This window comes from Acidimicrobiales bacterium (assembly GCA_041394185.1).
Taxonomy (GTDB): Bacteria; Actinomycetota; Acidimicrobiia; order Acidimicrobiales; family Poriferisodalaceae; genus JAAETH01.
Genome location: JAWKIQ010000002.1, coordinates 311,678 through 337,434 on the forward strand (window position 1 = coordinate 311,678; position 25,757 = coordinate 337,434).

The 25,757-nt window shown below is 65.1% G+C and carries 24 protein-coding genes and 1 tRNA gene; 7 read left to right on the forward strand and 18 right to left on the reverse strand.

Annotation, left to right across the window (positions count from 1 at the left end):
* Nucleotide 1: 1 nt before the first annotated feature.
* The 6 genes from R2770_08985 to R2770_09010 form a co-directional block, all read right to left on the reverse strand.
* On the reverse strand, nucleotides 2–655 hold the full coding sequence (locus tag R2770_08985; GenBank protein MEZ5280598.1) for a 50S ribosomal protein L25: 654 nt from the start codon (nucleotides 653–655) through the stop codon (nucleotides 2–4).
* A gap of 131 nt (nucleotides 656–786) precedes the next feature.
* Nucleotides 787–1,782, reverse strand: coding sequence for a ribose-phosphate diphosphokinase (locus R2770_08990; GenBank protein MEZ5280599.1), 996 nt, complete (start codon nucleotides 1,780–1,782; stop codon nucleotides 787–789).
* Nucleotides 1,783–1,845: 63 nt separating this feature from the next.
* Nucleotides 1,846–2,937 carry an NTP transferase domain-containing protein gene (locus tag R2770_08995; GenBank protein MEZ5280600.1) on the reverse strand — a complete coding sequence of 364 codons (1,092 nt, stop codon included), beginning with the start codon at nucleotides 2,935–2,937 and terminating at the stop codon, nucleotides 1,846–1,848.
* 2 nt (nucleotides 2,938–2,939) lie between these two features.
* Nucleotides 2,940–3,011: transfer RNA gene (locus R2770_09000), tRNA-Gln, on the reverse strand.
* Nucleotides 3,012–4,070: a hypothetical protein gene (locus tag R2770_09005; protein MEZ5280601.1), complete on the reverse strand. Its 1,059-nt coding sequence runs from the start codon at nucleotides 4,068–4,070 to the stop codon at nucleotides 3,012–3,014.
* Nucleotides 4,067–4,660 carry a sigma-70 family RNA polymerase sigma factor gene (locus R2770_09010; GenBank protein MEZ5280602.1) on the reverse strand — a complete coding sequence of 198 codons (594 nt, stop codon included), beginning with the start codon at nucleotides 4,658–4,660 and terminating at the stop codon, nucleotides 4,067–4,069. The genes R2770_09005 and R2770_09010 overlap by 4 nt, the downstream gene beginning before the upstream one ends.
* Nucleotides 4,661–4,798: 138 nt before the next feature.
* On the opposite strand from R2770_09010, the gene R2770_09015 reads away from it, so the two are divergent.
* Nucleotides 4,799–4,888: an AURKAIP1/COX24 domain-containing protein gene (locus R2770_09015; GenBank protein ID MEZ5280603.1), complete on the forward strand. Its 90-nt coding sequence runs from the start codon at nucleotides 4,799–4,801 to the stop codon at nucleotides 4,886–4,888.
* Between the two features lie 72 nt (nucleotides 4,889–4,960).
* Here R2770_09015 and R2770_09020 read toward each other — a convergent pair whose 3' ends face one another.
* The 5 genes from R2770_09020 to R2770_09040 all read right to left on the reverse strand — a co-directional run bounded on the left by R2770_09020 (nucleotide 4,961) and on the right by R2770_09040 (nucleotide 9,825).
* Complete coding sequence (locus tag R2770_09020; protein ID MEZ5280604.1) at nucleotides 4,961–5,716, reverse strand: 4-(cytidine 5'-diphospho)-2-C-methyl-D-erythritol kinase; 756 nt, start codon at nucleotides 5,714–5,716, stop codon at nucleotides 4,961–4,963.
* Nucleotides 5,713–6,534 (reverse strand): 16S rRNA (adenine(1518)-N(6)/adenine(1519)-N(6))-dimethyltransferase RsmA, encoded by an 822-nt coding sequence (gene rsmA, locus R2770_09025; GenBank protein ID MEZ5280605.1) that lies wholly within the window; start codon nucleotides 6,532–6,534, stop codon nucleotides 5,713–5,715. The genes R2770_09020 and rsmA overlap by 4 nt, the downstream gene beginning before the upstream one ends.
* Before the next feature lie 13 nt (nucleotides 6,535–6,547).
* On the reverse strand, nucleotides 6,548–7,396 hold the full coding sequence (locus tag R2770_09030; protein MEZ5280606.1) for a transglycosylase family protein: 849 nt from the start codon (nucleotides 7,394–7,396) through the stop codon (nucleotides 6,548–6,550).
* Nucleotides 7,397–7,516: 120 nt separating this feature from the next.
* Nucleotides 7,517–8,305 carry a TatD family hydrolase gene (locus R2770_09035; protein MEZ5280607.1) on the reverse strand — a complete coding sequence of 263 codons (789 nt, stop codon included), beginning with the start codon at nucleotides 8,303–8,305 and terminating at the stop codon, nucleotides 7,517–7,519.
* 20 nt (nucleotides 8,306–8,325) lie between these two features.
* Nucleotides 8,326–9,825 carry a class I tRNA ligase family protein gene (locus R2770_09040; protein ID MEZ5280608.1) on the reverse strand — a complete coding sequence of 500 codons (1,500 nt, stop codon included), beginning with the start codon at nucleotides 9,823–9,825 and terminating at the stop codon, nucleotides 8,326–8,328.
* A 287-nt stretch (nucleotides 9,826–10,112) separates the two neighbouring features.
* Here R2770_09040 and R2770_09045 point away from each other — a divergent pair, with 287 nt between their 5' ends.
* The 3 genes from R2770_09045 to R2770_09055 all read left to right on the forward strand — a co-directional run bounded on the left by R2770_09045 (nucleotide 10,113) and on the right by R2770_09055 (nucleotide 15,065).
* Complete coding sequence (locus R2770_09045) at nucleotides 10,113–11,786, forward strand: diguanylate cyclase (GenBank protein MEZ5280609.1); 1,674 nt, start codon at nucleotides 10,113–10,115, stop codon at nucleotides 11,784–11,786.
* A gap of 67 nt (nucleotides 11,787–11,853) precedes the next feature.
* The gene (locus R2770_09050; GenBank protein ID MEZ5280610.1) at nucleotides 11,854–13,140 is read left to right on the forward strand and encodes an aminotransferase class I/II-fold pyridoxal phosphate-dependent enzyme; all 1,287 of its coding nucleotides are present in this window, start codon (nucleotides 11,854–11,856) and stop codon (nucleotides 13,138–13,140) included.
* Between the two features lie 68 nt (nucleotides 13,141–13,208).
* Complete coding sequence (locus R2770_09055) at nucleotides 13,209–15,065, forward strand: glycosyltransferase (protein ID MEZ5280611.1); 1,857 nt, start codon at nucleotides 13,209–13,211, stop codon at nucleotides 15,063–15,065.
* A 4-nt stretch (nucleotides 15,066–15,069) separates the two neighbouring features.
* Here the strand turns inward: R2770_09055 and rsmI are convergent, their stop codons facing one another.
* The 3 genes from rsmI to ychF are packed head-to-tail and all read right to left on the reverse strand — an operon-like array spanning nucleotide 15,070 to nucleotide 17,353.
* Nucleotides 15,070–15,900 (reverse strand): 16S rRNA (cytidine(1402)-2'-O)-methyltransferase, encoded by an 831-nt coding sequence (gene rsmI, locus R2770_09060; protein ID MEZ5280612.1) that lies wholly within the window; start codon nucleotides 15,898–15,900, stop codon nucleotides 15,070–15,072.
* Nucleotides 15,897–16,226 carry a DUF192 domain-containing protein gene (locus R2770_09065; GenBank protein MEZ5280613.1) on the reverse strand — a complete coding sequence of 110 codons (330 nt, stop codon included), beginning with the start codon at nucleotides 16,224–16,226 and terminating at the stop codon, nucleotides 15,897–15,899. The genes rsmI and R2770_09065 overlap by 4 nt, the downstream gene beginning before the upstream one ends.
* Nucleotides 16,227–16,267: 41 nt before the next feature.
* Nucleotides 16,268–17,353, reverse strand: a complete 1,086-nt coding sequence (gene ychF / locus R2770_09070; protein ID MEZ5280614.1) for a redox-regulated ATPase YchF — start codon at nucleotides 17,351–17,353, stop codon at nucleotides 16,268–16,270.
* Between the two features lie 347 nt (nucleotides 17,354–17,700).
* Between ychF and R2770_09075 the strand changes: the two genes are divergently transcribed.
* Both R2770_09075 and R2770_09080 read left to right on the forward strand, forming a co-directional pair.
* Complete coding sequence (locus R2770_09075; protein MEZ5280615.1) at nucleotides 17,701–18,222, forward strand: hypothetical protein; 522 nt, start codon at nucleotides 17,701–17,703, stop codon at nucleotides 18,220–18,222.
* 1 nt (nucleotide 18,223) lies between these two features.
* Nucleotides 18,224–18,817, forward strand: a complete 594-nt coding sequence (locus tag R2770_09080; protein MEZ5280616.1) for a hypothetical protein — start codon at nucleotides 18,224–18,226, stop codon at nucleotides 18,815–18,817.
* 24 nt (nucleotides 18,818–18,841) lie between these two features.
* Here the strand turns inward: R2770_09080 and R2770_09085 are convergent, their stop codons facing one another.
* From R2770_09085 to R2770_09095, 3 genes are all read right to left on the reverse strand, one after another.
* Nucleotides 18,842–20,047, reverse strand: coding sequence for a DUF459 domain-containing protein (locus R2770_09085; GenBank protein ID MEZ5280617.1), 1,206 nt, complete (start codon nucleotides 20,045–20,047; stop codon nucleotides 18,842–18,844).
* Nucleotides 20,044–21,378 (reverse strand): DUF459 domain-containing protein, encoded by a 1,335-nt coding sequence (locus tag R2770_09090; protein MEZ5280618.1) that lies wholly within the window; start codon nucleotides 21,376–21,378, stop codon nucleotides 20,044–20,046. The genes R2770_09085 and R2770_09090 overlap by 4 nt, the downstream gene beginning before the upstream one ends.
* A gap of 84 nt (nucleotides 21,379–21,462) precedes the next feature.
* A complete protein-coding gene (locus R2770_09095) occupies nucleotides 21,463–22,893 on the reverse strand; it encodes an MBOAT family protein (protein MEZ5280619.1) in 1,431 nt (476 codons plus the stop codon).
* 82 nt (nucleotides 22,894–22,975) lie between these two features.
* On the opposite strand from R2770_09095, the gene R2770_09100 reads away from it, so the two are divergent.
* Nucleotides 22,976–24,637, forward strand: a complete 1,662-nt coding sequence (locus R2770_09100; protein MEZ5280620.1) for a phospho-sugar mutase — start codon at nucleotides 22,976–22,978, stop codon at nucleotides 24,635–24,637.
* A 13-nt stretch (nucleotides 24,638–24,650) separates the two neighbouring features.
* Here the strand turns inward: R2770_09100 and R2770_09105 are convergent, their stop codons facing one another.
* The gene (locus R2770_09105) at nucleotides 24,651–25,646 is read right to left on the reverse strand and encodes an adenosine kinase (protein ID MEZ5280621.1); all 996 of its coding nucleotides are present in this window, start codon (nucleotides 25,644–25,646) and stop codon (nucleotides 24,651–24,653) included.
* Nucleotides 25,647–25,757 lie beyond the last annotated feature (111 nt).

Consider the following 25,757-nt stretch of genomic DNA (forward strand, 5'->3'; position numbering starts at 1 on the left):
GTCAGTCCTGTGACGACTCGTCAGCGGCTTGCGCGGCCTCGCCGTCTGATGCCGCCTCGCCTTCGACCGCTTCGCCCTCGGCCTCTTCGGCTTCGACAGCGCCACGAGGCAACGAGCCAGAAGCGATGGGGGTATCGAGGTCGAGGATGGTGGTCACGCCCTCGCCCAGATCGACATCGGCGATGCGGATCGAGTTTTCGACGGTGACGTTGGTGACATCAACCTCGTACTGGCGAGGAATCGAAACCACGGGCGCCTCGACGGCAATCGTGTTGAGGACCTGCTCGAGGATGCCGCCCTCGCGGGCGAGCTCTTCGGCCTCTCCGACGAACACGATCGGCACCTCGACGCTGACGGTCTGCTTGGCGTCTACGAGCAAGAAGTCGACGTGCTGCACGCGATCCTTGATCGGGTGGATCTGGATGTCGCGCACGAAGGTGAGCTTCTGGTCACCATCGACATCGAGGGTGATCACAGCGTTGGAACCCGCCGAGTTGAGCACACGACGAAACTCGAGTCGATCGACCGTGATCGAGATCGGCTCGATTCCCTGGCCGTAGATGACAGCAGGCACCTTGTTCTCGGCGCGGATGCGGCGCGACGGGCCACTTCCGTGTCCGCGACCGGTGGTGGCTACAAGCGTGTTCTGTTCCATCGACTCGGAAACTCCTGGGAGCACACGGCGATACACCGTGTGGCGTTCGTGGGGGTTCGCAGGTGGCTGCGAAGCGCGACCGACCAGCTTAGGCCCAGCAGCGGTGACCGGCAACGCCTGTGTCGGGGTGCCTAACTCTGGTTCTCGCCGTCGAAGATCTCAGAGACGGACGAATCGTCGTAGATCGCGTGCAACGCCCGGGCGATGACACCAGATGCAGACAGCACTTCGAGCTTGTCGAACTGCTTCTCCGATGGCAGGGGGACGGTGTTGGTCACGATGACCTTGGACAGCGAGGAGTTCTTCATGCGATCGATCGCGGGGCCGCTGAACACAGCGTGCGTGCACGCCGCCCAGACATCGGTGGCACCCAGGGCAACGAGCTCCTCGGCGGCCGAACAAAGGGTGCCCGCCGTGTCGATCATGTCGTCGACGATGACGCAGACCTTGCCCTCGATATCGCCCATGACGCCCAGAGCCTCGACCTGGTTGACAACCGACGTAGAACGCCGCTTGTAAATGGAGGCCACATCGGCGTCGAGGTGCTTGGCGTAGCGTTCGGCCACCTTCACCCGCCCAGAGTCCGGGGACACGATGACCGCGTTGGACGGCACGGTCTTGCGCAGGTAGTCGACCAGGACGGGCATGGCCGTCAGATGATCCACCGGACCATCGAAGAATCCCTGGATCTGGCCGCTGTGGAGATCGATGCTGACCAGTCGCTTGGCGCCGGCGACCCGGAACATGTCGGCCAAGAGCCTGGCGGTTATGGGTTCGCGCCCGGCCGCCTTGCGGTCCTGCCTGGCGTAGCCATAGAACGGCACAACCGCCGTGATGCGCTTGGCCGAAGCACGACGGGCAGCATCGATCATGATGAGCTGCTCCATGATGGCGTCGTTTACCGAGCCGCCGGTGAAGCTGGCGTGTGACTGGATGACGAAGACGTCACCACCCCGCAGCGACTCGGCGAACTGGCACTTGATCTCGCCATTGGCGAAATCGACCAGGCCAGGGTCGCCCAGTTCTACCCCGAGGTGGTCGGCGATCTCCGCCGCCAACTCCGGGTTGGACCTGCCGGCCAGCAGGTGCATCCGCTTTTTGGCGGTCAGTTCGAGGTTGGTCGACATGAAACCCTCGGCGACTTGTTGTAGGCGGTCGGGCGGCGAGGCCACTCGGCAGGTTCGGGCAGGTCACCCGGCAGCATAGAGGGGCCCGGTGACTGTGCCCGCAGCGATTGTCGCACCTGGCGCCAACGAGGCGAAAGGGCCGACCTCACATCCGTCGCCGACGGTCGCTCCCCGGGCACTGGTGGCGTCGAGCCGACAGTTGGTTCCGATGTGACAATCGACGATGTGGCATCGAGGCCCAACGGTGGTACCGGAGCCGATGACCGTGTCTCCTTGGATGACCGCTCCTGGGAAGATCGTCACGTCGGTACCCAGCGACACTGTCGTGTCGACATAGGTATTGGCGGGGTCGACGATGGTGACGCCGGCGCGTAGCCACGCGAGGTTGGTGCGCTTGCGCAGCTCGGCCTCGGCCTCGGCCAGCTGCACTCTGTCGTTGATCCCCATCGTCTCGCCCGAGTTCGGGCACACGTGGGCCATGATGGGATACCCGGCCTCGCGCAAGACGCCTATGACATCGGTCAGGTAGTACTCGCCCTGAGCATTCACGGGGTTGATCCGCCGAAGCGCCGGACCCAACAGCGATCGCTTGAAGCAGTAGATCGAGGTGTTCACCTCGTCGACTGCCAGCTCGTCGGGGGCGGCATCGCGATGCTCGACGATGCGGGCCACCTGGCCGTGCCGATCTCGCACGACCCGTCCGTAACCGCTCGGATCGGGCATATGGGCCGTCAGCACCGTGGCACCAGCCCCGCTGGAACGGTGCAGCTCGATCATCTCGGCCAACGTCTCAGAGGTCACCAGGGGCGTGTCACCGGGCAGTATCACGACATCCGCGGCGTCGTCGTCGATCTCGCTGGCGGTGAAAGCGGACAACCCCACCGCAGCGGCGTCGCCTGTGCCGTTCTGGCGTTCCTGTACGGCGAACACCACCTCGGCCGCGGCGGGCGCGTGGTCGATGACGGCGCTGCGCACACGGTCGGCGCCGTGGCCCACCACAACGACCGCCTTGTCGAGCCCGACCTGGGCAAGCGCGTCGATAGCGAACGACACCATCGGCCGACCGCATAACCGATGGGCCGGCTTTGGGATCGCAGACATCATGCGGGTTCCTTGCCCCGCGGCCAACACGATCGCCGAGATGGTACGAGTCATTGCTCGGGGAGGAGGACTCGAACCTCCATTGACGGGACCAAAACCCGCTGTCCTACCGATTGAACGATCCCCGATCAGGCGCTCCAAGGTAGCGGCGTCTGGGCGGGTCTTGCACCACAATCGGGCAGGCCCTGTGCGTTCGCACGACAAAGTGTTCCGCGGATGATCTGCACCGCGTCGCCGATGGCTCCTTCGAGATCGACATTGGGGTCGGAGCCGAGCGTCGAAGCCCCCACGGTCGGGTCGCCGTCCTTGACGGTGGTGGAGGTGGTCGACGTCGTGGAGGTGGTGGACGTCGTCGAAGTGGTCGAGGTCGTCGAGGTGGACGAATCTGGGTCGGTCGTGGTCGTCGAGGTCGAGGTCGACGACGTGGGGGTGGTCGAGGTCGAAGCGTCGGGCACCGTCGACGACGTCGAAGTCGACGTAGGCACAGTGGTCGAGGTCGACGGCCTCGACGTCGCCGTGGTCGACGGCACAGTAGATGACGGGGCCGAGGTGGTGGTCGACTCGACCGCGGTCGTCACCGTCGTAGAAGGCTTCGCCGAAGTCACCACCGACACGGTGGTCGAGGTCAGTGGTGGGTCGATCGATTCGGTCGGCCTGGCTTCGACATCGACCGAAGACGACGTGAAGCCGTCGGCAACCTCCAGGTCGGGCTCGACGATGGTCGATGTCGGGAACTCGGTGACTATCGCGGCGATGTCGTCGACCTGGGCCACATCGTCGCCCTCGACGAACAGATTGGCGTTGGGGCCATAACTCTCGTCGCCGATCGTCACCGACCCGTTCTCGCCCACCAGCACCACGGCGCCTGAGGGCAATACGACGCCGGCGGAGGCCGGGAATCGCTCGCCGGTGGGAAGGATCACCTCGGCATCGTCGGCGGTGGATATGTGAACCGCGGCAGGCTCGCGGTTGAGCGTGGCGATAGCGAAGAGGAACACCGACACCGTGAAGCCCACGGCGGCCACGGTCGCTGGCCAGCGTCCGAACCTTCCACGGCCCGTCGCCACGGCCGAGGTCGCGACCATGACCCGAAGATCGGACTCGAGCGAATCTGCAAACTTCGTGGACAAAGGTGGCACCGGCGCCGACCCGAGCTCTTCGAGGAGCTCCTCGATGTCGCGGCTCATGGTTTCACCTCCAACTCGCGCTTCAGCGCTTTCAGAGACCGGTGCACCAGCACCGCCATCGTGCTGCGCGACACACCCATCGCCTCGGCGGCCTCCTCGTTGGACAGTCCCGACAGGTAGCGCAACGCCAAGGCCTTTCGATACCTGGGTTTGATCCGGTCGAGCGCCTCGCGCACCACGCTCGACTCCTCGTCCCGCACGACGTCGTCGATGGGGTCTTCGCTGTCGTTGACCAGCCTCGACATCGCAACTTGGCCTCGCTCGCTGGCGGGGCGTGCAGCCCGTCGGTGGTGATCGTTCATCTGGTTCGCCGCGATACGAAACAGCCAAGCGGCGAATCCGCCGCCACGCGGCTCGAAGCGGGGAAGGTTGCGGAAGGCCTTCTCGAAGACCAGCGCGGTGACGTCCTCGGCGATCTCCCTGCTGGCACACCGCCGGTACGCGAACGCATAGATCTGGGGCAAGTAGTGCCGGTACAGCGCCGCGAAGGCGTTGGCATCGCCATGTCGAGCCCGCTCGATGAGCGCTGCCTCGTTGGCCAACGCACCATCGGACTCTTCCACCTGCCTGCCTCGGGTCGCGACCTTCACCTCCGCTGCGTACATACTCCCATTCCAACGACCAGCCCTGCCAGCAATGACATCTGAACCTCTGTGTTCTTGCAACAGGCCACTTGTGCTCGCCGACTGTTCTCTTGCACGTCGCGACCGGCTATCCTTTCGCCCTTCATGGGTTCACTCGTAAAGAAGCGCCGCAAGCGGATGCGCAAGAAGAAGCACAAGAAGATGCTTCGTCGCACCCGCTTCCAGCGCCGCTAAACAACCGACGTATCAAACGACCAACCGGGTCGGACTCCCAGGCGGCCATTCGGGACACCGAATCGACTGATCCTAGGGAGTCTGGCCCGCTTTTTCGCGCCCGTACCCGGCCCGAACCGTGCTTGCCACGACCGACCTGACGCCACGATGGACCAGTTCGTGGCTTCCCTCGACATACCAGGTGCCGCCCGAGCCTGCCAGCCTCGGCTGAACACCGCACACCTCGGCGAGGGCATCACGCCAGTGCGCCAGCTCGGGGAACGCGGCCAGCGCTGCCGGCTCGAGGTCGTTGCCGTTGAGGCCTCGAGGCTCGCCCATCTGGTCCCACTTTCGATACACGACCGGCGTGCTGACCCCGATTGGCGGCGTCAACAGTGTGAATACCTGTCTGCGAAACGGCAGCGGGCTGACGACTTCACCGATTCCGCCCACCCGAGCTCGTCCCCCGACCAGACAGAACGCCACGTCGGCTCCCAGTGAGCTGGCCGCGACCTCGTCTGTCATGTCGGCCCAGGCCAAGATGGCGGCCGCATCACTGCTGCCGCCCCCCAGGCCCGCCCCCGCAGGGATCGCCTTGGTGACCTTGACGTGAGCCTTACGGCCAACCATCCGCAGGGCCCGCGACACCAGGTTGGTGCCATCGGATTCGACGGCCAGACCGCTACCCGCCTCGACGATCTCGAGCCCATCGCCCTGCGAGATCTCGATCTCGTCGCACAGGTCGAGCGAGACCATCTCGGCATCGATCAGGTGATAGCCATCGGGTCGCGTGCCTGTGACCCTCAACTCGAGCGTCAGTTTCGCGGGCGCCAGCACCTTGATGTTCACCGGATCTCCTTGCGTGCCAGATCGAGCCGCACCCAATCCTCGAGCGACAACTCCTCGGCCCTGGCCTCTGGCCTCACCCCCGCCGATTCGAACTGGGCTTGGTCGACCAGGCCTTTCAGCGAGCGCCTGAGCATCTTGCGGCGCTGACCGAACCCGGCTCGAACCAGGGCCATCAGACGTGCTCGATCGGTATCGGCGGGAATCACCGGCTGTGCGTGTCGGGTGATCTCGACCACCGTCGAGTCGACCTTGGGGCGGGGTATGAACACCGTGGGCGGCACCTTGCACAGCCTCCGGGCGACACCCCACGAGGCGATCTTCACCGAGACTGCCCCATAGGCAGCGTCGCCGACGCCTGCGACCATGCGGTCTGCGACCTCGGACTGCACCATCACCACCAGCTTCACGACCGCCTCGACGTTGTCGAGTATCTCGGCGACCAATGGGGTGGCGATGTTGTAGGGCAGGTTTGCGACCACCCATGCCTGGTCACCAATCTCGGCCGCCCATTCGAGTTGCAGAGCATCCTGATTGAGCACCTCGACCGACATCCCGGACGTGACGTCGCGCAGCGGCTCGATGAGGTGGCGATCGGCCTCGACGGCCAAGACGTCGGCGCCGGCCTCGCACAGGGCAAGCGTCAGCGAGCCCAGGCCGGGTCCGATCTCGACGACCCTGGTTCCTGGAGATACACCCGCCAGAGCGACGATGCGCCTGACCGTGTTGGGATCGACCAGGAAGTTCTGGCCGAGAGCGCGGCTTGGCTCGAGGCCGTGCTTACTCAGCAGGTCGGCGACCTGCTTGGGTGACAGTGTCACGGGATGGTCTGGGTCACGGACTGGTCTGGGTGGGGCTCCAGCCGAACCGGTTCATGCAGCCGGGCCAGGCGGCCCAGGTCTGGATCTCCCACAACAGGGCACCGCGATAGATCTGCTCGGCGCGGCTCGCCTGATGTGGATAACCGTTTCCGCCCATCCACTCCCACGAAGAAGTCGTGAACTGGATACCACCGTAATAGCCGTTGCCGGTGTTGATGTCCCAGCGACCGCTCGATTCGCACATCGCCAATTGGTCCCACATTGCGATGGTGGGCCACGAGTCTTTCCACGGATAGGGAGCGATGGGAGAAACCGAAGGCGCTTCTGTGGTGGTCGTGGTGGGCGCCTCGGTGGTGGAAGTAGTCGTGGTGGTCTCGGGCGCCGTAGTGGTGGGCGCCTCGGTGGTGGAAGTAGTCGTGGTGGTCTCGGGCGCCGTAGTGGTGGGCGCCTCGGTGGTGGAGGTAGTCGTGGTTGTCGGAGCTGCGGCCGTCGTGGTTGTCGGAGCTGCGGTCGACGTGGTGGTCGATGTCGCCACCTCGGCCACCTCGGGCGTTTGCTCGACGGCAGGTTCGGTAGTGGTGGTGGTTTCGGCCACGGTCGTGGGGGTTTCGGCAGCGACGGCAGCCGACTGTTGAGCTCCGGCGGAGGGATCGGTCGCCCCAGGCTGGGATTGCTGGGCCTGGGCCAGGGCTGATTCTGCGGCGAGGAACAGATCAGACGCGAACGACGCGGCAGCTCCACCCGCCGGCGAACCGTCGAGGCTTTGTGTCTCGACCACGTCCGCGTTGGACGAGGCGGCCTTTACCGGCTGGGGCGCAGGCGCGAGAGTCAGGTTGTACAGCATGAGCAACGGCAGCGTCACCATCGTCACCGAACTGGCGACGCGGATGGAGCGCCGGCGCTCCGAATATCGATTTCTCAGTTTTCCAGCTCCGCCTCGGGGGCACCCTCGAAGGAGGGGACTTCCTTGGCGGACAGGAGCCTAGGTAGCCGATGACGCTCGCGCAAACGGTTCTCGAAGACCGTAGAAATCGATGGCGTTCAGCGAAGTGGCTCGAGCCACTCGTTCCACGTCTACCTGCTTGAGCGCCGCGATCTTCTGGCCTACGGCAACCACCAGCTCGGGACGGTTCTTGCGACCGCGATGTGGTACCGGAGCCAGGTAGGGAGAGTCGGTCTCGACCATCATCGAGCCGAGGGGGCACATCTTGGCGGCCTCTGCGAGATCGGTGGCACTCGGAAACGTGACGATGCCGCTGAACGACAGGGTGACCCCCCGTTCGAGCGCCCACTCGGCCTCGGCGGGGCCTCCGGTGAAGCAGTGGAAGACGGTGTTGGCCGGAATGCCATGGACATCGAGCATTTCGAAGGTGTCTTCCCATGCACTTCGCGAGTGAATCACCAGCGGCAGTTGGTGCTCGTGCGCCAACTCGATCTGTTGGGCGAAGACCCGCCGTTGCACATCGCGAGGCGAGTTGTCGTAGTGATAGTCCAGACCACACTCGCCCACCGCTACTACCCGGGGATGCTCGAGGAGTTCGGCTAGCCCGTCGATTCCGTCCTTGGCATCGTGGGGATGAACACCTGCCGTGGCCACGACCGACTGGAATCGCTCGGCTCGAGTGATGGCGGCTCGGCTGTGGTCGATGTCTGTGCCCACGTCGACCAGCAGCAACACACCGGCGCGAGCCGCGTGTTCGACCTGTTCGAGCGCCTGGTCGGGGTCGTCGGGCAGATGGCAGTGATTGTCGATCCAGACGACCTCGGACATCATCGAATCCTCGGACGCCATCAGACCTTGAGGCGCGGGAAGATGGGGTCACCCTTGGCAACCGTCAGCCCGCCGGGGTACAGACCCCACTGGGTGTCGACGCCAACCCTGCACTGTTCGGGCGAACCATCGAGGCCTATTCGACGCCAGATCTCGCGGCTGGCCGCCGGCACGGCCGGACTGGCCAGAATGGCCACCAGCCTGAGAGCCTCTAGTGCGTCGCCGAGCACGGCGTCGGTGTCAGGGCCGGGCTCGGCCTTCCAGGGCTCGGCGTCTTCGAGCAGCGAGTTGGTGTCGCGGATGATTTGCCAGGTCGCCTCGAGCGCCTCGGACGGCGCGACGCGGCACCAGGCATCGTCGGCCGTGGCGACAGCCGAAGCCGCTACCTCGGCCAGGGGTGAATCGGGCCTGGGCGCCGGGCCGATTCCGTCGCATTTCTTCGCGACCACCGTCGCCACCCGGTTCATCAGGTTCCCGAGATTGTTCGCCAGGTCTGAGTTGTATCTAGCAACCATCCCCTCGTAGGAGAAATCACCATCCGGACCGAAGTTCTGGTCGCGAAGGAAGTGATAGCGGAACCCGTCGACGCCGAAGTCTTCGACCAGATCTGCGGGGGCGATGTGGTTGAGCCTGGTCTTGCTCATCTTCTCACCGCCGATCAGCAGGAAGCCGTGGACGCTGATGTTGCTGGGCGGTTCGACTCCTGCCGACATGAGCATCGCCGGCCAGTACACGCAGTGGAACCGCAGGATGTCCTTGCCGATCAGGTGATGCCCAGGCCACCACTTTGCGAACTGTGCGTCATCGGTGCCGTAGCCCGCCGCGGTGATGTAGTTGGTGAGGGCGTCGAACCAGACGTAGGTGACGTGCTGGGTATCCCAAGGGATGGGTACGCCCCAGTCGATCGAGGTCCGCGAGATCGAGAAGTCCTGCAGGCCCTGCTTGATGAATCCGATGGCCTCGTTGCGCTTGGACGCAGGCCTGACCAGTTCGGGGTTGCTCTGGTACCAGTCGAGCAGCCGATCCTCGAACTTCGACAGCAAGAAGAAGTAGTTCTCTTCGCGCATCGTTATGACCGGTCGGCCGAGCCGTTCCAATTCGGCAACCTCGTCCTCGGTCACATAGGCCTCGTCTGCCACCGAATAGAGGCCCTCGTAGGTGCGCAGCTCGATGTCGCCGTTGTCGTAGCAGGCCTGGAGGATCTTCTGAACGGCTCGGTGGTGTCGGGGTTCGGTGGTCCGGATGAACTGGTCGTAGGAGATGTCGAGTTGGTTCCAGGCATCGACGTAGCGTTGCGAGGTCCTGTCGACCCACACCTGCGGGTCGAGGCCGCTGTCTTCGGCCGAGCGCTGCACCTTGAGGCCATGCTCGTCCGTGCCGGTCACGAACAACACGTCATCGCCACGCAGCCTATGCCAGCGAGCCACACCATCGGCTGTGACCGTCGTGTAGGCGTGACCGATGTGGGGTGCGTCGTTCGCGTAGTAGATGGGCGTTGTCAGCATCTTTGTACGGCTCATAGAACCCTGCTCTCCAGCGCTCCTTGGCGCACCAGCCCGGTGCACGTACGCGATCGGTGTTGGTCGAGAGTAGCGACGCCACGCCCGCACACGCGCCCTCTTTTCAAGCTGGGCCAAAGCGGTATTCTCATCACGCGCGAGCAATGAAGCGACCACGTTTGCGATCCGAGCTGGCCGACGATACGGCTGGAGTACCTCCGAACGGCCATATCCCCCCACGACCACGAGAGACGAGGAGAGCGGTGAGTTCGCCACCTGAAGCACACCGTTCCCACGACCCTCCCGTCGTGCGCGCCGAAACACTGCTGCCTGCGAAGCCTGCGGTGAAGCCTCGCGAGCTGTGGTTGCGCGGTGGGTTCGACCAGGCTTCGATAGGGCTCGCCATCATCGACCGCGAGGGCCAGATTCGGCTGGTCAACGGCGCATTCACCAACCTGTCGGGCCTGCCCAAGAGCAAGGTCGTCGGCACACGCCTGCCCGACCTGCTCGAACCACCTTCGAGCGAGGTGGTCCAGCAGTGGTGCCTGGCACCGGTGCAGCCAGCGACTTTCGAGGTGACGGTCCAGCGTGCATCTGCCAGCCCGCTGGAGGCGGTGTTGCTGGTCAGCCCTCTCAGTGGAGGCGGCGCCACAGGGCACACCCTGGTGCAGTTGGTCCCGGCGGCGCTGAGCCCCACCACCCGCGAAGAGCTGGCCCGTTTCCACGGCGTCATCGACCACATAGACGACCTGATTGTCACCACCAGGGCCGACGGCACCATCACGTTCGTGTCGGCGTCGACCCAGCGGGCCACAGGCAGGGACACCGAATCGCTGGTGGGTTCGTCGTTCTTCGACCTGGTCCACCCCGAAGATCGCGTGGCCATCACGTCGGCACGCCGCAAGTCTCGCTCTCCCGTGCTCGAGATCGCGGTTCGTATCGCATCCGAGAGCGGCTGGAGCAAGCGCCACCTCACGGTCACCGAGATCCGCGACCAGCTCGACCAACTGCTGGGCATCGCCTACGTCGGAGCCACCGCCGCAACGTCGTCCGAGCTGTCCACCGACCCCGCAGAAGACCGATTCGACGACCTGTTCGCGTCCACCCCGGACTGCGTCTGGAGATTCGACATGACAGGTCCGGCGTCGGCCAACCCCGCGGCCCGGAAGCTGCTGGGGCTGGGAGCGACCGAACCCCTGGAAGGCCTGGGCCTGTTGGAGATTCATCCCCGGTGGGTTGTCGAACGAATCGCCAAACACGGGGTTCCCGAGACCCGAGCCGGCCGATCGTGGACCGCAGACCTCGCCCTACTGGACCGCGACGGTGAGGAGATTCCGGTTTCGCTGGTGCTGATCGGCCACCCCGACCCGTCGGGTCGAGTCGACAGGTGGACGTCGATCAGCCGCCCGGTCACCGGCGACCGCACCGCCGCCGAGCTCAGGTGGGCGGCCACCCACGATCACCTGACTGGCCTACCGGGCCGTGTGCTGATGTACGACCGCATCGAGGTCGCATTGGCCAGGGCCAACCGCACCGGGCAGAGGGTCGGTTTGCTGCTGCTCGACCTCGACTTCTTCGATGTGGTCAACGAGTCGGTCGGGGTCGACATCGCGGACCGGATGCTGAAGGCTCTGGCCGAGAGGCTGGTGCTGTCGATTCGCCCTGGCGACTCGATCGGGCGCATGGGCGAAGACGAGTTCGTGGTGTTGTGTGATCACTTCGACCACATCGACGACGCGGAGCGTTTCGCCGAGAGACTGATGCGCGTCGTCGAAGAACCCGTCGAGCTCGACGGTGCAGAGTGGTTCGTCTCGATGAGTGTCGGAATCGCCGTCGCCAGGCACGGGGTGACCAACGTCGATGGCCTCATGCGCAGTGCAGATGCCGCCATGTACCGCGCCAAGGAGCTCGGGCGGGGCCGACACGTGGTGTTCGGCAACACGCTCAGTACCCCCCGGCTGCCGTTCGCGCCACCGGATTGACCGTCACAAACAACCAGCCGTCGGATAACCACCAGTAGCCGAGCTTTGTTCGGTACTCTCAGCCGCCATGACGGCACCGTGGGGCGTAGCGGGCAAACGCGCTACCGAGATAAGCGACAGCGTCGAGAACGCAATCCGCGAAGGACGCCTGGCGCCCGGCACGAAGTTGCCGACCGTCAGGGCGCTGGCCGAACAGCTGAACGTCAGCCCGAGCACCGTGTCCTCGGCCTATCGCCAGCTGCGTCAACGCGGTGTCATCTCGACCCACGGTCGCGGCGGCACCAAGGTGCACCAGCGCCCGCCCATCGAGACGCCATCTCCGTCGCCACTGCCCGACAACGTCCGCGACCTCACCCAGACGCGCCACCAGGACGAGATCGCCCCGACACTGACGCAGGTGATGCACGACCTCGCTGATCGTCTGGTGTCGCCCGGTCCCGTCGATCTCGAGGAGCGCCTCATCAAGGATTTCGAGGTAGACGGCATCACCAGCGCAGGCGTGGTCGTCATAGGTTCTGCACGAGAGGCGCTCGATCGCATCCTCGACTCTCAGCTCCTGCCCGGCGACCGGGTGGCGGTGGAAGACCCGACGTCGATGGAAATCGCCGACGTTCTGAGCCTGAACGGGCTGGACCCGGTAGCGGTGTCGGTCGATGAACGAGGCGCCATCCCCGAAAGCCTCGAGGCCGCTCTTCCAAGAGTGGCTGCCTGCATCTTGACCCCGAGGGGCCACGACCCCACCGGGGCGGTCATCGACGCTGCCCGGGCCTCCGAGCTCAGGACCGTGCTGAGGGCCAGCCCCGGCGTCGCCCTGATCGAGTGGGATCCTCTCGGACCGCTCGCAGGCGCCGAGTACGAGCCCATCGCCGACCCCGACCGGTCGCGCTGGTCGGTTGTTCGTTCGTTCGAGCCGATGTTCGGAAACCGCCTCGGGGTGGCCGCCATGGCCGGCGACCCCGTGACCCTGGCCAGGGTCCGGGGTCGGGTCGAACGCCTCGGAAGCCCGCTGGGCTCGCTGACCCGCCGCATCGTCGACGAGTTGTTGGCTCACCCCGGTGCCGGGCAGCGACTGGCCCTCACCACTCGCGCCAACGGCAGCAAGCGTCTCGCCCTGATGGGCGAGCTCCGCGCCCGCGGAATAGCCAGTCGGGGCCAGGCCGGTCCTTGGGTGTGGATTCCGGTTCACGACCAGGACAAGGCCGTTGCCAAGCTCTTCGAACGCGGCTGGCTGGTCATCGGCGGCGAGGCCGTGGATGCCAACTCTCCTCACGGAATTCGCGTTTCGGTGGCTCGCCTCGACGGCTCCCTTTCGCGGCGCCTGGCCGACGACCTTCTAGAGGTGCTGGCGTCCTAGGCCAGGTGGGGGCATCCCTCCACATAATCGCTTCTGCGTCGGAGGGTTTCGGTCGACATGACTAACGCATGTCCACCACCAAGACGCGCGCCGTCGAGCCGATCGAACGCACCGCAACCCGCTGGGACAACCAGACGCTGGTCCGCGTCGTGGCGGTTGCGTCCATAGTCGCAACCACGGCATATCTGACCTGGCGCCTCACATCGACACGTGGCGATGCGCCGCTGGGGCTGTTCGTGTCACTGCTGGCCATCGAAGTGTGGATCCTGGCCAGGCTGCTGATCGACACCATCGTCTTGTGGAACGTTCCGCCGACCAAACGCCCAGACATCGGCGCTGCTCAGGACGTCGACATCTTCGTCACCACCTATCACGAGCCGGCTCATGTAGTACGAGCAACCCTTATCGGCTGCAGGGCGGTCGCGTACCCTCACGGCACATACCTGGTCGACGACGCCGGCCGAGACGACATGCGGCTGCTGGCCGAAGAGTTCGGCGTCACCTATGTGTGCCGCGACACCCCCGACGGGGCCCGCGCCGGGGCGTTGAACCACGCCCTCAAAGCGTCGAGCGCCGAACTGGTGCTGGTGCTCGACGCCGACCAGGTTCCTTTGCCCGACGCCCTGCATGCCGTCAGTGGCTACTTCCACGACCCCAGGGTGGCCGTTGTACAGACCCCGATGGAGTACCTCAACCGAGACTCGGTGCTGCACTCGGACAACGATCGCCACGAGCGCAGCTACACCAACGAGGTGTTGGGCCCTGCCAGAGGGCATCTGGGCGGCGCACTGTGGGAGGGCTCTGCCAGCCTCATCAGGCGCATCGCGTTCGCAACGGTCGGCGGTATCGCCACAGACTCGACCACCGGCGAACTCCAAACGACCATGCGTCTGCACGCCGCAGGCTGGTCGACCCGCTATCACTCCGAACCCATCGTGCAGGGTCTGGCGCCACACAACCTCGAGGCATTCCTGCGTCAACGAGAGCGCTGGGCCCGAGGACACCTTGGCGTATTGCGAACTGCCGACGACCCGATCCGCAAGAAGGGAATCAACGCCAGGCAGCGCTTGTGCTTCTCGCAGTTGCTGATCGACTATCTGCAGGCACCGGTAGACCTGGCGATGACCTTGCTGCTGGTGGTCGTTCTGTGGACCGGCAATGTTCCGTTCGAGGCCTCCGCCCTGGAGCTGGCAACCCTTTGGTTGCCGGCGTTCGCGCTGCGCTCGGCTGCGGCCATCGCGTTGTCTCGGGGGCGGGTGCGCTTCGGTGAAACAGCGGCCAGGCGGATGCTGACGATCGAGATACACCTGCGGGCCCTGTTGGCTGCGATGTCGAGGCGGTCTGGTCGTTTCTCCCCGGTCGAACGCACAGGGGTCGACGAAGGTGGCTTCGACGTCATCGAACATCTAAGCCTGCTGACCGCCCTGACCTTGCTGGTCGAGGTGGCGATGGCGGTGCGGATGCTCGACGCCCTCATCGGATGGCCTCTGGAACCGATGCGCGGCCTTGCGTTGATCGCTGCTGCAGCCACCGGCGCCGCCGTGTTGTGGATGGCCCTGCAGGTTCTGGGCGTGTTCGTGCGGCGCCGCCAGCATCGCAGCCAGTACCGCGTCCAGGTCGACCTGGGTGCCTACGCCAACGGCCGGCTGGTCAAGATAAAAGACCTGACACAGGCCGGTGCTGGTTTCGTCTCGACCGTGCCGCTGGCTCCGGGGGCCAACGTCACGCTGCGGTTCAGGGTGGCCGACGCGAAGGGTGGGGCGGCCGACCTCGAGCTGAACGCCGTGGTGCGAAACCAGCTTCCCAACCAGTCGAGAACGAGGTTCCGCATCGGCTGTCGGTTTGTCGGGCTCACCACAGAACAGACCAACCTCATCGCCGAATACACGGCAGTAGTGCGGCCCTATCAGCTGCTGCGGGCCTGAAGACCTACCAGTCGAGCTCTAGAGCCAGGTCGTATACGCGCTTGCGGCCGATGGCCAGGTCGTGGGTCACGACCGCAACCGCAGAGCGTCGGTCGAGGCCCAGATCGCGACGGCGCTGAAGGGCGTCGACGATGTCGTCGTCACCCACATCGCTCACCTGGGCTGCTCCGGCGAGCACGACGACGACCTCGCCCTTGACCTCGCCGCTCACCAGTTCCGACGCTTGCCCCAGACGACCTCGGACAACCGTCTCGTGCATCTTGGTCAGCTCGCGGCACATCGCAAATTGCCGATCTGGGCCGAACGCAACGGCAAGATCTTTCAGCGTGGCCGCCACGCGCTTGGGAGACTCGAACAACACCGTCGGCTCTGGGCGTCGGCACAAGACGGCCATGCGCTCGTCGCGGGCCCTTCCCTTTCGGGGCAGAAACCCGGCGAACGTGAACCCGTCGGCAGCCAGGCCCGAAACCACCAACGCAGCCAGAACCGACGACGGCCCCGGAACGGCAACGACCTCGATGCCGGCGTCGATGGCCCGTCGCACCAGGTCGGCACCGGGATCTGACACTACGGGTGTCCCGGCATCGCTCACCACCGCACAGTCGATTCCGCCGACGATGCGATCGACGATGGTGCCCGAGCGCGAATACTCGGTGTGGGCGTCGAGGCGCACGAGTTCCGGACGCTTCAGCCCCAGCAACTCGAACAGCTTTCCGGTGCGGCGTGTGTCCTCACAGGCCACCACAGCAACAGTTTCGAGCACGCGCCTGGCCCGTGGGGAGACGTCGTCGAGGTTGCCTATGGGTGTTGCCACGGCATACAGCCGACCGCTCACGAGCGGATCTCGAGCCTGTCGCCCACCTTCAAACCCCAACGCTCGAACGACCCGTGCTGGGCTTCTATCACCGCTACCCCACCACGCCTGGGCCGGCTCACCCGCCTTGGCTTCATACAAAGCGTGGCCAGCACCACCCCTTCGGGGTCGATGACCGCGACGTCGATGGTGAAGCGCATACCGAAGGTGTGAACCGAGCGAGCGGGACGAATCAGCAGAGCGCCATCGAAGGAGTCGCGGCCCAGCAATCCGCGCCGGCGCTGGGCGCGAGTAGACGCGACATCGAGGCTCGCCAAGACCTTGTCGTCTCGTACCAACCATGCCATCGCTTCACCGACCCTGGATCGAACGGCAATACCCGTGAGTATCAGACGTTGAACCTGAACTCGATGACGTCTCCGTCGTCGACCAGATAGTCCTTGCCTTCGAGACGCATCTTGCCAGCCTCGCGGGCTTTGCTCCACGATCCGATCTCGAGCAGCTCGTCCCAGTGAATGACCTCGGCGCGGATGAAGCCCCGCTCGAAGTCGGTGTGGATCCGACCCGCGCACTGAGGTGCTGTCGAGCCGGCCCTGAACGTCCACGCGCGCGACTCTTTCTCGCCGGTGGTCAGGAACGTTCGTAGCCCCAGGGTGTGGTACGCCGATCGGACGAACCTGGGCAACGCACCCTCGCCCAGCCCCAGGCCTTCGAGCATCTCGTCGCGCTCTTCACCTTCCATTTGGGCTGCCTCGGCCTCGAGCTGAACACTGATGGGCAATACGTCGGCCGCACCGGGAAGCTCGGCCCGCACCCGTTCGGCGATGGCCTCGGCATCGTCGAGCTGATCCTCGCCGACGTTCACCACCGCCATGACCGGCTTGTTGGTCAACAGGAAATGGGTGCGAAGGGCGTCGCGCAGGTCTGGCGACACGGTCGACCTGAACAGCGGGGTGCCTTCGGACAAGACCGCGAGGGCAGCGTCGAGCGCTTCGACTTCGGTCATCAGCTCGGCGTTGCGAGGTTCTGCCTTGAGCGCCTTGCGGCGCCGCTCTATGCGGGTCTCGACGGCTTCCAGATCGGCCAGCGTCAGCTCGATCTCGACAATCCTCAGATGCTCGAGAGGGTCGGAGGGGCCGGGTACGTCACCGTCGGGGAACGCCCTCAGGACGAAGACCACTGCGTCGACCTCGCGGATGCCGGCCAGGAACTTGTTGCCCAACCCCTCGCCCTGCGAAGCACCCTCGACCAGGCCTCCGATGTCGACGAACTGGGTCGTGGCATGAACGATGTTCCTGGACTTGGACATTGCCGCCAGGGCGTCGAGGCGTTGATCGGGCACCCGTGCGACACCGACGTTGGGGTCGGTGGTGGCAAACGCGTACGGAGCAGCCAGTGCCCCGCCCCCGGCAAGGGCGTTGAACAACGATGATTTGCCGGCGTTGGGCAGGCCTACGAATCCGAAGCGTTCCATGAGGTGGGGAGGTTACCTGCACCTGTTCCGATCGCTTTGCGCGTCGGGTCGCAAGGGTTTCGATTCGAGCCCATTTGCACTACCCTTTCGAGCCTTATGAGCAAGAAGACCAAGAAGCGCAAGCTGCGCGCTCGCCGCAACAAGGCCAACCACGGCAAGCGCCCCAACACCGGCCGCGGCTGACAGTGGTCGACGCGGCTGACGCGACGCCGCGTCCCCGTCTCCTCGAACTCCGCATCCATGGTCCGGTCGATCCCTGGATCGACCTCGGCTTCGACATACAGGCCCCGAACGAGTCCGGCTCACCGGACTCGTTCGCGCGCACGCGTGTCGGCACCATGACGTTGGTGTTCGACGAGCCCGCGTCGACGCCCAACATCGCCGGATGGTGCTTCGATTCGCCGACGACCACCGAGCCCATAGACGGCCTGTCCGTAATGGCCCCAGCCGGCGACCCCACGCGGCCCATCGTCAACCCCAACGGAGCCACCTCGTTCGACCACCTGGTGGTCAGAACCCCCAACGTCCAGCGCACCCAGAGCGCCCTCGAACGCAGCGGATTCGACCTGCGCCGCGTTCGCGACGCCGGCGCTGCCGATGCCCCTATCGTGCAGTCGTTCTATCGCCTCGGCGAGGTGATCCTCGAGGTCGTGGGGCGCCCAGACGACGACGGCGACGGACCGTCGAGTTTTTGGGGTCTGGTGGCAAACGTCGACGACATCGATGCCCTCGACCTGCCATCGACCGCCATGTCGACTCCGCGAAACGCCGTACAGCGCGGCCGTCGCATCGCAACCGTTCGCCCTGAGGCCGGGTTGGGAATAGCCTTCGCATTCATGGACGATCGCGCGAGCACCGAGCCTTCTTGACATGCTCGACCATGTATTCACTGACGCGATTGGCGCCATCCGTGATGCGTTCGAACGTGCGCTGCTCGAGCGACAGGCCTTCGAAGAGCGCTTCAACGTAGACGTGCTGCTGGGCGACACCACCTGGGAAACCACCTACTGCCTGCCCGGCGAGGGCGACGACCCCAGGGTTCAGGTCGACATAACCATGGTGTGGCCGACGTGGGCCCAGACCGCGTATCGGTCGTGGTACATCGGCGAAGACATAGACGATCCGCCTCGAATCAGCATCGAGCTGGCGTTTCGTGTGCAACACCTAGCAACACGCCCCGACCCCGCTGCCCTGCTGGCTTCCTTCCCCGATCGCTCGGCCGACATCGGCCCAGATCCGCTGCGTCGCGACACCACCACACTCGAGCTAATCCACGATTTCGACATGATCGAGCAGGGTTGGGCCATCGAGACGACGTTCGTAGGCGACTACGAGCTGCCCGAGTCGGCCCTGGCCGACGGCTCAGAGATCGACGAGCACCTAGGTGGGCTGGGCGTATGGATTGCCTCGCTGCTGGTGAAGCTGGGCGACCTGGACGTCGAGTATCTGTCGCGCGAAGACTGACCTCGCCGCCTCGTCGGTGCCCGATCAGCGCCGCAGAGACCCGGGATCTTCCATCCGGTTGGCGATCACATCCAACACTGCGTCGGCAAGCCAGGCGCCCGCCGTTGTCGTGTAGTGCACACCGTCGCCGGCCCTCACCTGGTGGCTTCGGCCGTCCGGACCTTCGAGGTTCAGCGCGAAACCACCCTCGGGCCCGACGAACATCGAGTACGCGTCGACATATTCGACATGGTCGTAGCCTGCCGCCAGCTCCGAGGTGATTTGGTTTGCAGCCTCGATAGCGGGCTTGATGTTGGCCGGCTGCACCGGGGGCATCCCGATCCAGATGACCAACGGCCCACCCGACAACGACGAGAAGATCGCGTTGACCCGGCTTCGGTACTCGGCGTTCCACTCGGGCGAGGCCACGTCGTGTTCATACACGAAGCGCTGGGCATCGTTGCCGCCCATGGTCAACACGACGACATCAAAACCTTCTGGGGCCACATAGTTCGCAACCCGACCGGGCCAGTCATAGAACGCCCGGTTGACGATGCCCGTCGAAATGTGGGTGTCGCCCGTTACAGAGATGTTTGCGTCCGCCTGGTCGAGACCCCACCTGGGGGCGTCGGACAAGGAGTCTCCACCCACGTACACCGTGAGAGGATCATCGCCCGAGGGGGTGCGCACGATGGCTGTCGGGCCCGAACCGATAGTGGCCACGATGGCGTCTATCGTCGCCGGATCGGCCGGGTCGATCTGGGCGTCGGGGCTGTGGAAGACTCCGGGCTCGGGGGCGACCTGATCGCCGCCAGACGCCTCGCCGCCGGCGGCGGTGTCGGTGGGCGGCGCAGCCGGAACGGGCTCGGGCTGGGCGATGTCTTCGCTGGGGGAGGCAATCTCTGGCTGGGCCGGTTCTGATTGGGCCGGCTGGGTGTCGGCAATGGGCGACACTGCAGCCATCAGCACTGTGGGCTTGGTGATGGTGAGGGCCATCGGAACCTGGGGCTGGCTGTCGCCCGGAGCCTGCTGTGATTCGACGTCGATGTAGTCGATGCGAAGCTCGTCGTCTGGTTGACGCGACAGAACGGCCGTGATGGCCAATACCAGTAGGCCAACCACAAGGACGATCACTATGAGACGCACCCTGTCGCGACGTTCCGATGCCAGGAAGTGGCCACCTGCGTCGCGGCCCGGCCCCTTCCATCGCCGATCTGTGCCCGAGGCGTGATACACCTTGCGCGACTTCATGGCGTCACCGTTGCAGCCGCTGTGGTGGTCGTGGTCTCGGCCACACCAGACTGCAGGTCGACATAGGTTCCCAGCAGATCGAGAACGGCATCGGCGAGCAGATCGCCGCCAGGCCGAGACAGGTGCACGCCGTCCTGCTGTCGCATGTTGCGAAGCTCGCCGTCGAGAGCGGTGAGGTAGGCCTCGTACTGACCCGACCCATTGGCGAACAGGTCGCGGGTGTCCATGTAGACCACGCGCTCATACGCCTGAGCCTGTGAGCGATATATCTCGTTCAGCCGGTCCATCCGGGCGTCGAAGTCGGCCGAACGCATGACTGGTTGCCCGACCCAGATGACGAGACGATCGGAACCCTCGGTGAGCTGATTCATCGTGAAGCCGACGCGGCTGGAGTACTCGGCGACCCACTCGTCTTCGAAAGGCTGAAACACGCCGGTGGACAACTCCATGCCCTGGGCGTCGTTGGCGCCAAAAATCACGACCATCACCTCTGGACCCCCATCGGAGATGATTTCGGCGAAGTGAGACGGCCAGTTGAAGAAGTCTGGTCGGGTCAAGCCCGTAGAGATGCGGTAGTCCAGCTCGGGCGAGATCACACCGGAGTCACTGGCCATACGCACGAACGACTCGCCGAACACCTGCGCCATGGAGTCGCCACCGACCCATACGTCGAGCGGGCTCTCGGCGGTGGGCACCCGGGGAGGCACGGTCGTGGTCGTGGTGGTCGACGTCGCAGTTGTTGTTGCGGCCTCCTGCGGGGCCGTCGAGCCGGTAGTCGCCCCACCGTTCGAGCCGTCGGGCGAAGATGTCGACGACGGTGCCCGAGTAGCGTCGCCGGCGCCGGCTGCCTGACCCGATTCCGCCACAAGCTCGAAGGCGTCCGAGCCGTCGGAGAAATCGCGACCGAGGGCCGCATCAGCGGCGCGGCGAGGCAGCGTGAGGCCGACGGCTGAGGCGAAGCTGCTGACCGGCTCCCAGACGGCGAGCGACATGTCGCGGCCGGTGCCAAACGGCTTGCGTTCGGCGTCCCTGACCAACTGTTCGGAGTTCAACAGCATTGCCACCAGCAATGCGATGAGGCCCGCACCCAGCGCCTTGCCAGCCGGAATCGTCGGCGATGGCTGCCGACCTGGCGCATTCGCCGGTCGCTGTCGCCTTGGCATCTTGGCCGAACGCGGGGCGCGGCCGCTTGCCTGCTGCCGGTGCGGCAGGTCGGGTTCGGGGCGCGTCACGTCGCCGGCCGGCCTGTGCAGACCGCTGACGTAACCCGGTCCGGCCCGATGACCGCCGTCGTCTGCTGGTTCGGGGGGCGACTGCCTCTCTGGGGCCATAGACGGCCCTGACGCTAGTCCAGAAACAACGCCCCACGACATCGCCAAACACCCGTTTTGCTTGGATTTGGCGACCGAATGACGTCAGAACTGGAAGTAGATGAACGGGGCGACGCCCTCGGGTCCCAGGACATCGACGAGCACGATCGCAAATCCCAGCGCAACACCCTGCCAAACCCAGCTGAGCCGGCTGAACTCGAGCTGGAGGCCATCGACCACCGGGGCGGGCACGAACTGGCTGACCAGCATCAACACGATGGTCAGGACCAACAGCGTTGTCACCAGGGGGCTGGGGCCCGCCGCCCATCCGAGGATGCGCCCGATCATCGAGGTCGCTATCTCGAAGGTCTCGGCACGAAAGAAGATCCACGCCAGACACACGACGTGGAAGGTGTAGAGCCACCGCAGGGCCTTGGACAGCGCCTCGGGCAACACCGGCCCTTCGACCCGCCTTAGCCAGATGGTGCTGACGAACCGCTCGGCTGCGAGAACCCCGCCGTGGATGGCTCCCCACACCACGAAGTTCCAGGCGGCGCCGTGCCACAAACCGCCCAGCAACATGGTGAGAAACAGGTTGCGGTAGGTGAACAGGGTGCCACGCCTGTTGCCCCCGAGCGGTATGTACAGGTAGTCGCGCAGCCAGTTCGACAACGTCATGTGCCAACGGCGCCAGAAATCCTGGATCGACAGCGCCCGGTAGGGAGCATCGAAGTTCTGGGGAAACCGAAAGCCCATCAGCAAGGCGACCCCGATGGCAATGTCGGTGTAGCCGGAGAAGTCGGCGTAGATCTGAATGGCGTAGGCATAGACGGCGAACAGAACCTCGGCGCCGCTGTAGGCGTCTGGGAGGTTGAAGACCTCGTCGACGATGGCCGACGCCAGGAACGTCGAGATCACGACCTTCTTGAACAAGCCGGCGAAGATCAACCTGAAGGCTTCTGCGGTGGGCACCGAACGCGGGTCTGGGTGTGTCAGCAGCTGCGGAGCGAACTCCGATGCCCTGACGATCGGCCCGGCCACCAACTGGGGGAAGAACGACAAGTAGACCCCGACGTCGAGCAACGACAGCGGCTGTATGTGACGCCGGTGGATGTCGACGACGTAGCTGAGGGCCTGAAACGTGAAGAACGAGATGCCAACCGGGAGGGTGATCTCTACCAGCGGTATGAGCTCGCCGAGGGCACCAAACGAACTCCGGAACTGTTCGGTGAAGAAGCCGTAGTACTTGAAGACACCCAGCACAGCGAGGTTGGTGGCCACGGCCGCCTTGACGGTCATCGACGCACGAGCCACCTGACCGTCGTGATGAGCCCGCTCGACCAGGTCGCCGAAGAACCAGTTGGCGACTATCGAACCTCCCAACAACAGTACGAACCGCGGGTTCCACCAGCCGTAGAAGAACAGGCTGGCGGCCAACATGGCCAACTTCCACGCGAGATCGTGAGGTCGCAGCAGCCAATTGGCCACGAAGACGATGACGAAGAAGAGTGCGAATTCGAGTGTGGGGAACAGCATGGGAAACGAGGGCTTCGAACCTGGGGCATCCTAGGACCATCGAACAACGCGCTCTGCGCGCTGGCGAAGAATCGATACGGACATGACCCAGGACCCCACCGAATCAACCACACCCAGCCACTCGATCGATCCAGCTGTTGTGGACGCGATCGGCCTGTGGGCGCAAGCCGACCCCGACCCTCGATCGAGCGCCGCCCTGCTCGAGCTTCTCCGGACCGACCCCCGGGCAGCTGCAGCCATGTTCGCCGAACGCCTCAGGTTCGGCACCGCGGGTCTGCGCGGGGCCCTGGGGTTGGGCCCGGCGCGCATGAACCGCGTCATAGTCAGGCTCGCGGCCCGCGCCATCGCACAACAGCTACACGCCGAGGGGCGGTCGGGGCTGGTCGTCATCGGCCACGACGCCAGACATGGGTCGCGCGATTTTGCCGAGGACTCTGCCCGCCTGTTTGCTGCCCACGGGTTCGATCCCTTGCTGATCGACGGCGAGGTTCCCACCCCCGTCGTTGCCTACCAGGCTCTCTCCAGGAATGCGTGCGCCGCAATCGTGGTGACCGCCAGCCACAACCCCCCGGGAGACAACGGCTACAAGGTGTATTGGTCCGACGGAGCCCAGATCGTGCCACCGATCGACGCCAACATCGAACAGCGAATGAACCAGCCGCCGGTTTCCGAGCACGACCTGGCCTCGGCCGACCGGGTGACGCGCCTTGACCCCATCATCGCCATAGACCAGTACGTCGCCGAGGTGGTGGCCGGGCTGGGCACGCCCCGCGTCGAAAGCGCCGCGGCCAGCATCGTCTACACGGCGCTGCACGGAGTTGGCGCCCAGACCGTTCGAGCCGCCTTCGACGCCGCCGGCCTACCCAGGCCCTTCGAGGTCGCGAGCCAGATAGAACCAGACCCCGACTTCTCCACCGTAGAGCTGCCCAACCCCGAAGAAGCCGGCGCCCTGGACGAGTCGATGCGGGTGGCAGACGAGGTCGGCGCAGACGCCATCATTGCGAACGACCCCGACGCCGACCGGTTGGGCGTGGCGATAAGGGTCGCCGACGGCTGGCGCAAGCTGACCGGCGACGAGATCGGCTGCATACTCGCCGACCGCCTGCTGGCCCGCAATCAGAGCCCGAGACCTGTCGTGGCCAGCTCGATCGTTTCGTCGCCGTGGTTGGAAACGATCGCAGACCACCACGGGGCCGAGGTCAGGCGAACCCTCACCGGATTCAAATGGATAATCAGGGCGGCCATCGACGAACCCGATCTGACGTTTGTGTTCGGCTACGAGGAGGCCCTGGGTTTCGCATGTTCCCCCAAGGTCCGCGACAAGGACGGGGTGACGGCCGCTGTCGAGATGGCCACCTTGATCCACGAACTGGCGGCTCGAGACCAAGACCTTTCAGACCACCTGGCAGCGATGATCGAGCGCTTCGGGGTATCCCTGTCGGCTCAGGTCACCAGGAGATACGACGACACGCCCGAGCGCCTCGGGCAGCGGATGGAGGAGCTGAGAGACTCACCGCCCGCAGATCTCGACATCGTCGAGATCGTCGATCACCTGCAAGCCCAGCCGTCGACGAACCTGCTGGAATGGCACATCGGCCCCGACCGCGATCGCGTCCTGCTGCGGCCCAGCGGCACCGAGCCCAAGCTGAAGGCCTATCTGCAGGCCTCGGGCACCTCGGCTGAGACCGAACAGGTCAGATCTCGCCTGGCAACCCTGGAAGGGGTGGTGGCCGAGTTGCTCTAGCCACGCCTACTCGTCAGCGTGGCAGTAGCGAACCTGCCAGCTCGAGGAGGTCTGCCTCGGGCCGCGGACCCATGTGGCTGATGACCTCCGCGGCCGCAATCGAACCCAGCCTGGCGCAGGCTTCGAGGTCGGCGCCTCGGGCCAAACCCATCAAGAACCCCGATGCGTAGAGGTCGCCGGCTCCGGTGGTGTCGACAACGCGAGCAACTGGCTCGGCGGGCACAGCCACCTTCGAGTCGGCGGTGACGACCACCGAGCCCTCAGCCGAGCGGGTGATCACCCCTATCTCGACCTTTTCGGCGACCCTGTCATAAACCGCCTCCAGGTCGGTGACCTCAAACAGCGAAAGCGCCTCGTCCTCGTTGGCGAACAAGACGTCGACCGAGCTCTCGATCAGGTCCATGAACGACTCGCGGTGGCGATCGACGCAGAACGAGTCAGAGAGTGTCAACGCGACCCGCTGGTCGGGATGACCCGCCAGCTGGCTGGCGGCCCGCATGGCTGCCTTTGCATGCGGTGGGTCCCACAAGTAACCCTCCAGGTAGAGGATCTTGCCCCGCTCGATCAGCGACTGGTCGATGTCGTCTGGCGTCAGTCCGACCGATGCCCCCAGGTAGGTACTCATCGTTCTCTGACCATCGGGAGAAACCAGGATCAGACAGCGCCCCGTGGGGTCGCCCGCCTGAGCCCGACCGACATCGAACACAATGCCCATCGACCTCATGTCGTGGGCGAAGATGGCCCCGAGCTGGTCGTCGCGCACCTTGCCTATGTACGCACCGGCACCGCCGAGAGCAGCCACACCGACGATGGTGTTGGCAGCCGACCCTCCCGAGACCTCGGTCGCGGGGCCCATCTGCGAATAGAGCTCTTCAGCGCGCGCCGCGTCGATGAGGGTCATGGATCCCTTGACCAGGCCCTGCGCGGCCACGAACTCATCCTCTTCGTGGGTGAGCACGTCGACCAGTGCATTGCCGATGCCTATGACATCGATGTCGTGAACGGTCATGACCCAACCTTCCCGCAGAACAGCTGACGACGATAGCTGCCCTGACCAATCGGCAGGCGCGACACCCGATGTGAGGCGGCTCGTGACATCGGCCAGCGCCTATCCTCGCGA

Coding starts and splice junctions, on each gene's coding strand:
- R2770_08985 (MEZ5280598.1), bottom strand. CDS start 655: ATGGAACAGAACACGCTTGTAGCCACCACCGGTCGCGGACACGGAAGT.
- R2770_08990 (MEZ5280599.1), bottom strand. CDS start 1,782: ATGTCGACCAACCTCGAACTGACCGCCAAAAAGCGGATGCACCTGCTG.
- R2770_08995 (MEZ5280600.1), bottom strand. CDS start 2,937: ATGACTCGTACCATCTCGGCGATCGTGTTGGCCGCGGGGCAAGGAACC.
- R2770_09005 (MEZ5280601.1), bottom strand. CDS start 4,070: ATGAGCCGCGACATCGAGGAGCTCCTCGAAGAGCTCGGGTCGGCGCCG.
- R2770_09015 (MEZ5280603.1), top strand. CDS start 4,799: ATGGGTTCACTCGTAAAGAAGCGCCGCAAGCGGATGCGCAAGAAGAAG.
- R2770_09035 (MEZ5280607.1), bottom strand. CDS start 8,305: ATGTCCGAGGTCGTCTGGATCGACAATCACTGCCATCTGCCCGACGAC.
- R2770_09040 (MEZ5280608.1), bottom strand. CDS start 9,825: ATGAGCCGTACAAAGATGCTGACAACGCCCATCTACTACGCGAACGAC.
- R2770_09050 (MEZ5280610.1), top strand. CDS start 11,854: ATGACGGCACCGTGGGGCGTAGCGGGCAAACGCGCTACCGAGATAAGC.
- R2770_09055 (MEZ5280611.1), top strand. CDS start 13,209: ATGTCCACCACCAAGACGCGCGCCGTCGAGCCGATCGAACGCACCGCA.
- R2770_09065 (MEZ5280613.1), bottom strand. CDS start 16,226: ATGGCATGGTTGGTACGAGACGACAAGGTCTTGGCGAGCCTCGATGTC.
- ychF (MEZ5280614.1), bottom strand. CDS start 17,353: ATGGAACGCTTCGGATTCGTAGGCCTGCCCAACGCCGGCAAATCATCG.
- R2770_09080 (MEZ5280616.1), top strand. CDS start 18,224: ATGCTCGACCATGTATTCACTGACGCGATTGGCGCCATCCGTGATGCG.
- R2770_09085 (MEZ5280617.1), bottom strand. CDS start 20,047: ATGAAGTCGCGCAAGGTGTATCACGCCTCGGGCACAGATCGGCGATGG.
- R2770_09090 (MEZ5280618.1), bottom strand. CDS start 21,378: ATGGCCCCAGAGAGGCAGTCGCCCCCCGAACCAGCAGACGACGGCGGT.
- R2770_09095 (MEZ5280619.1), bottom strand. CDS start 22,893: ATGCTGTTCCCCACACTCGAATTCGCACTCTTCTTCGTCATCGTCTTC.
- R2770_09100 (MEZ5280620.1), top strand. CDS start 22,976: ATGACCCAGGACCCCACCGAATCAACCACACCCAGCCACTCGATCGAT.
- R2770_09105 (MEZ5280621.1), bottom strand. CDS start 25,646: ATGACCGTTCACGACATCGATGTCATAGGCATCGGCAATGCACTGGTC.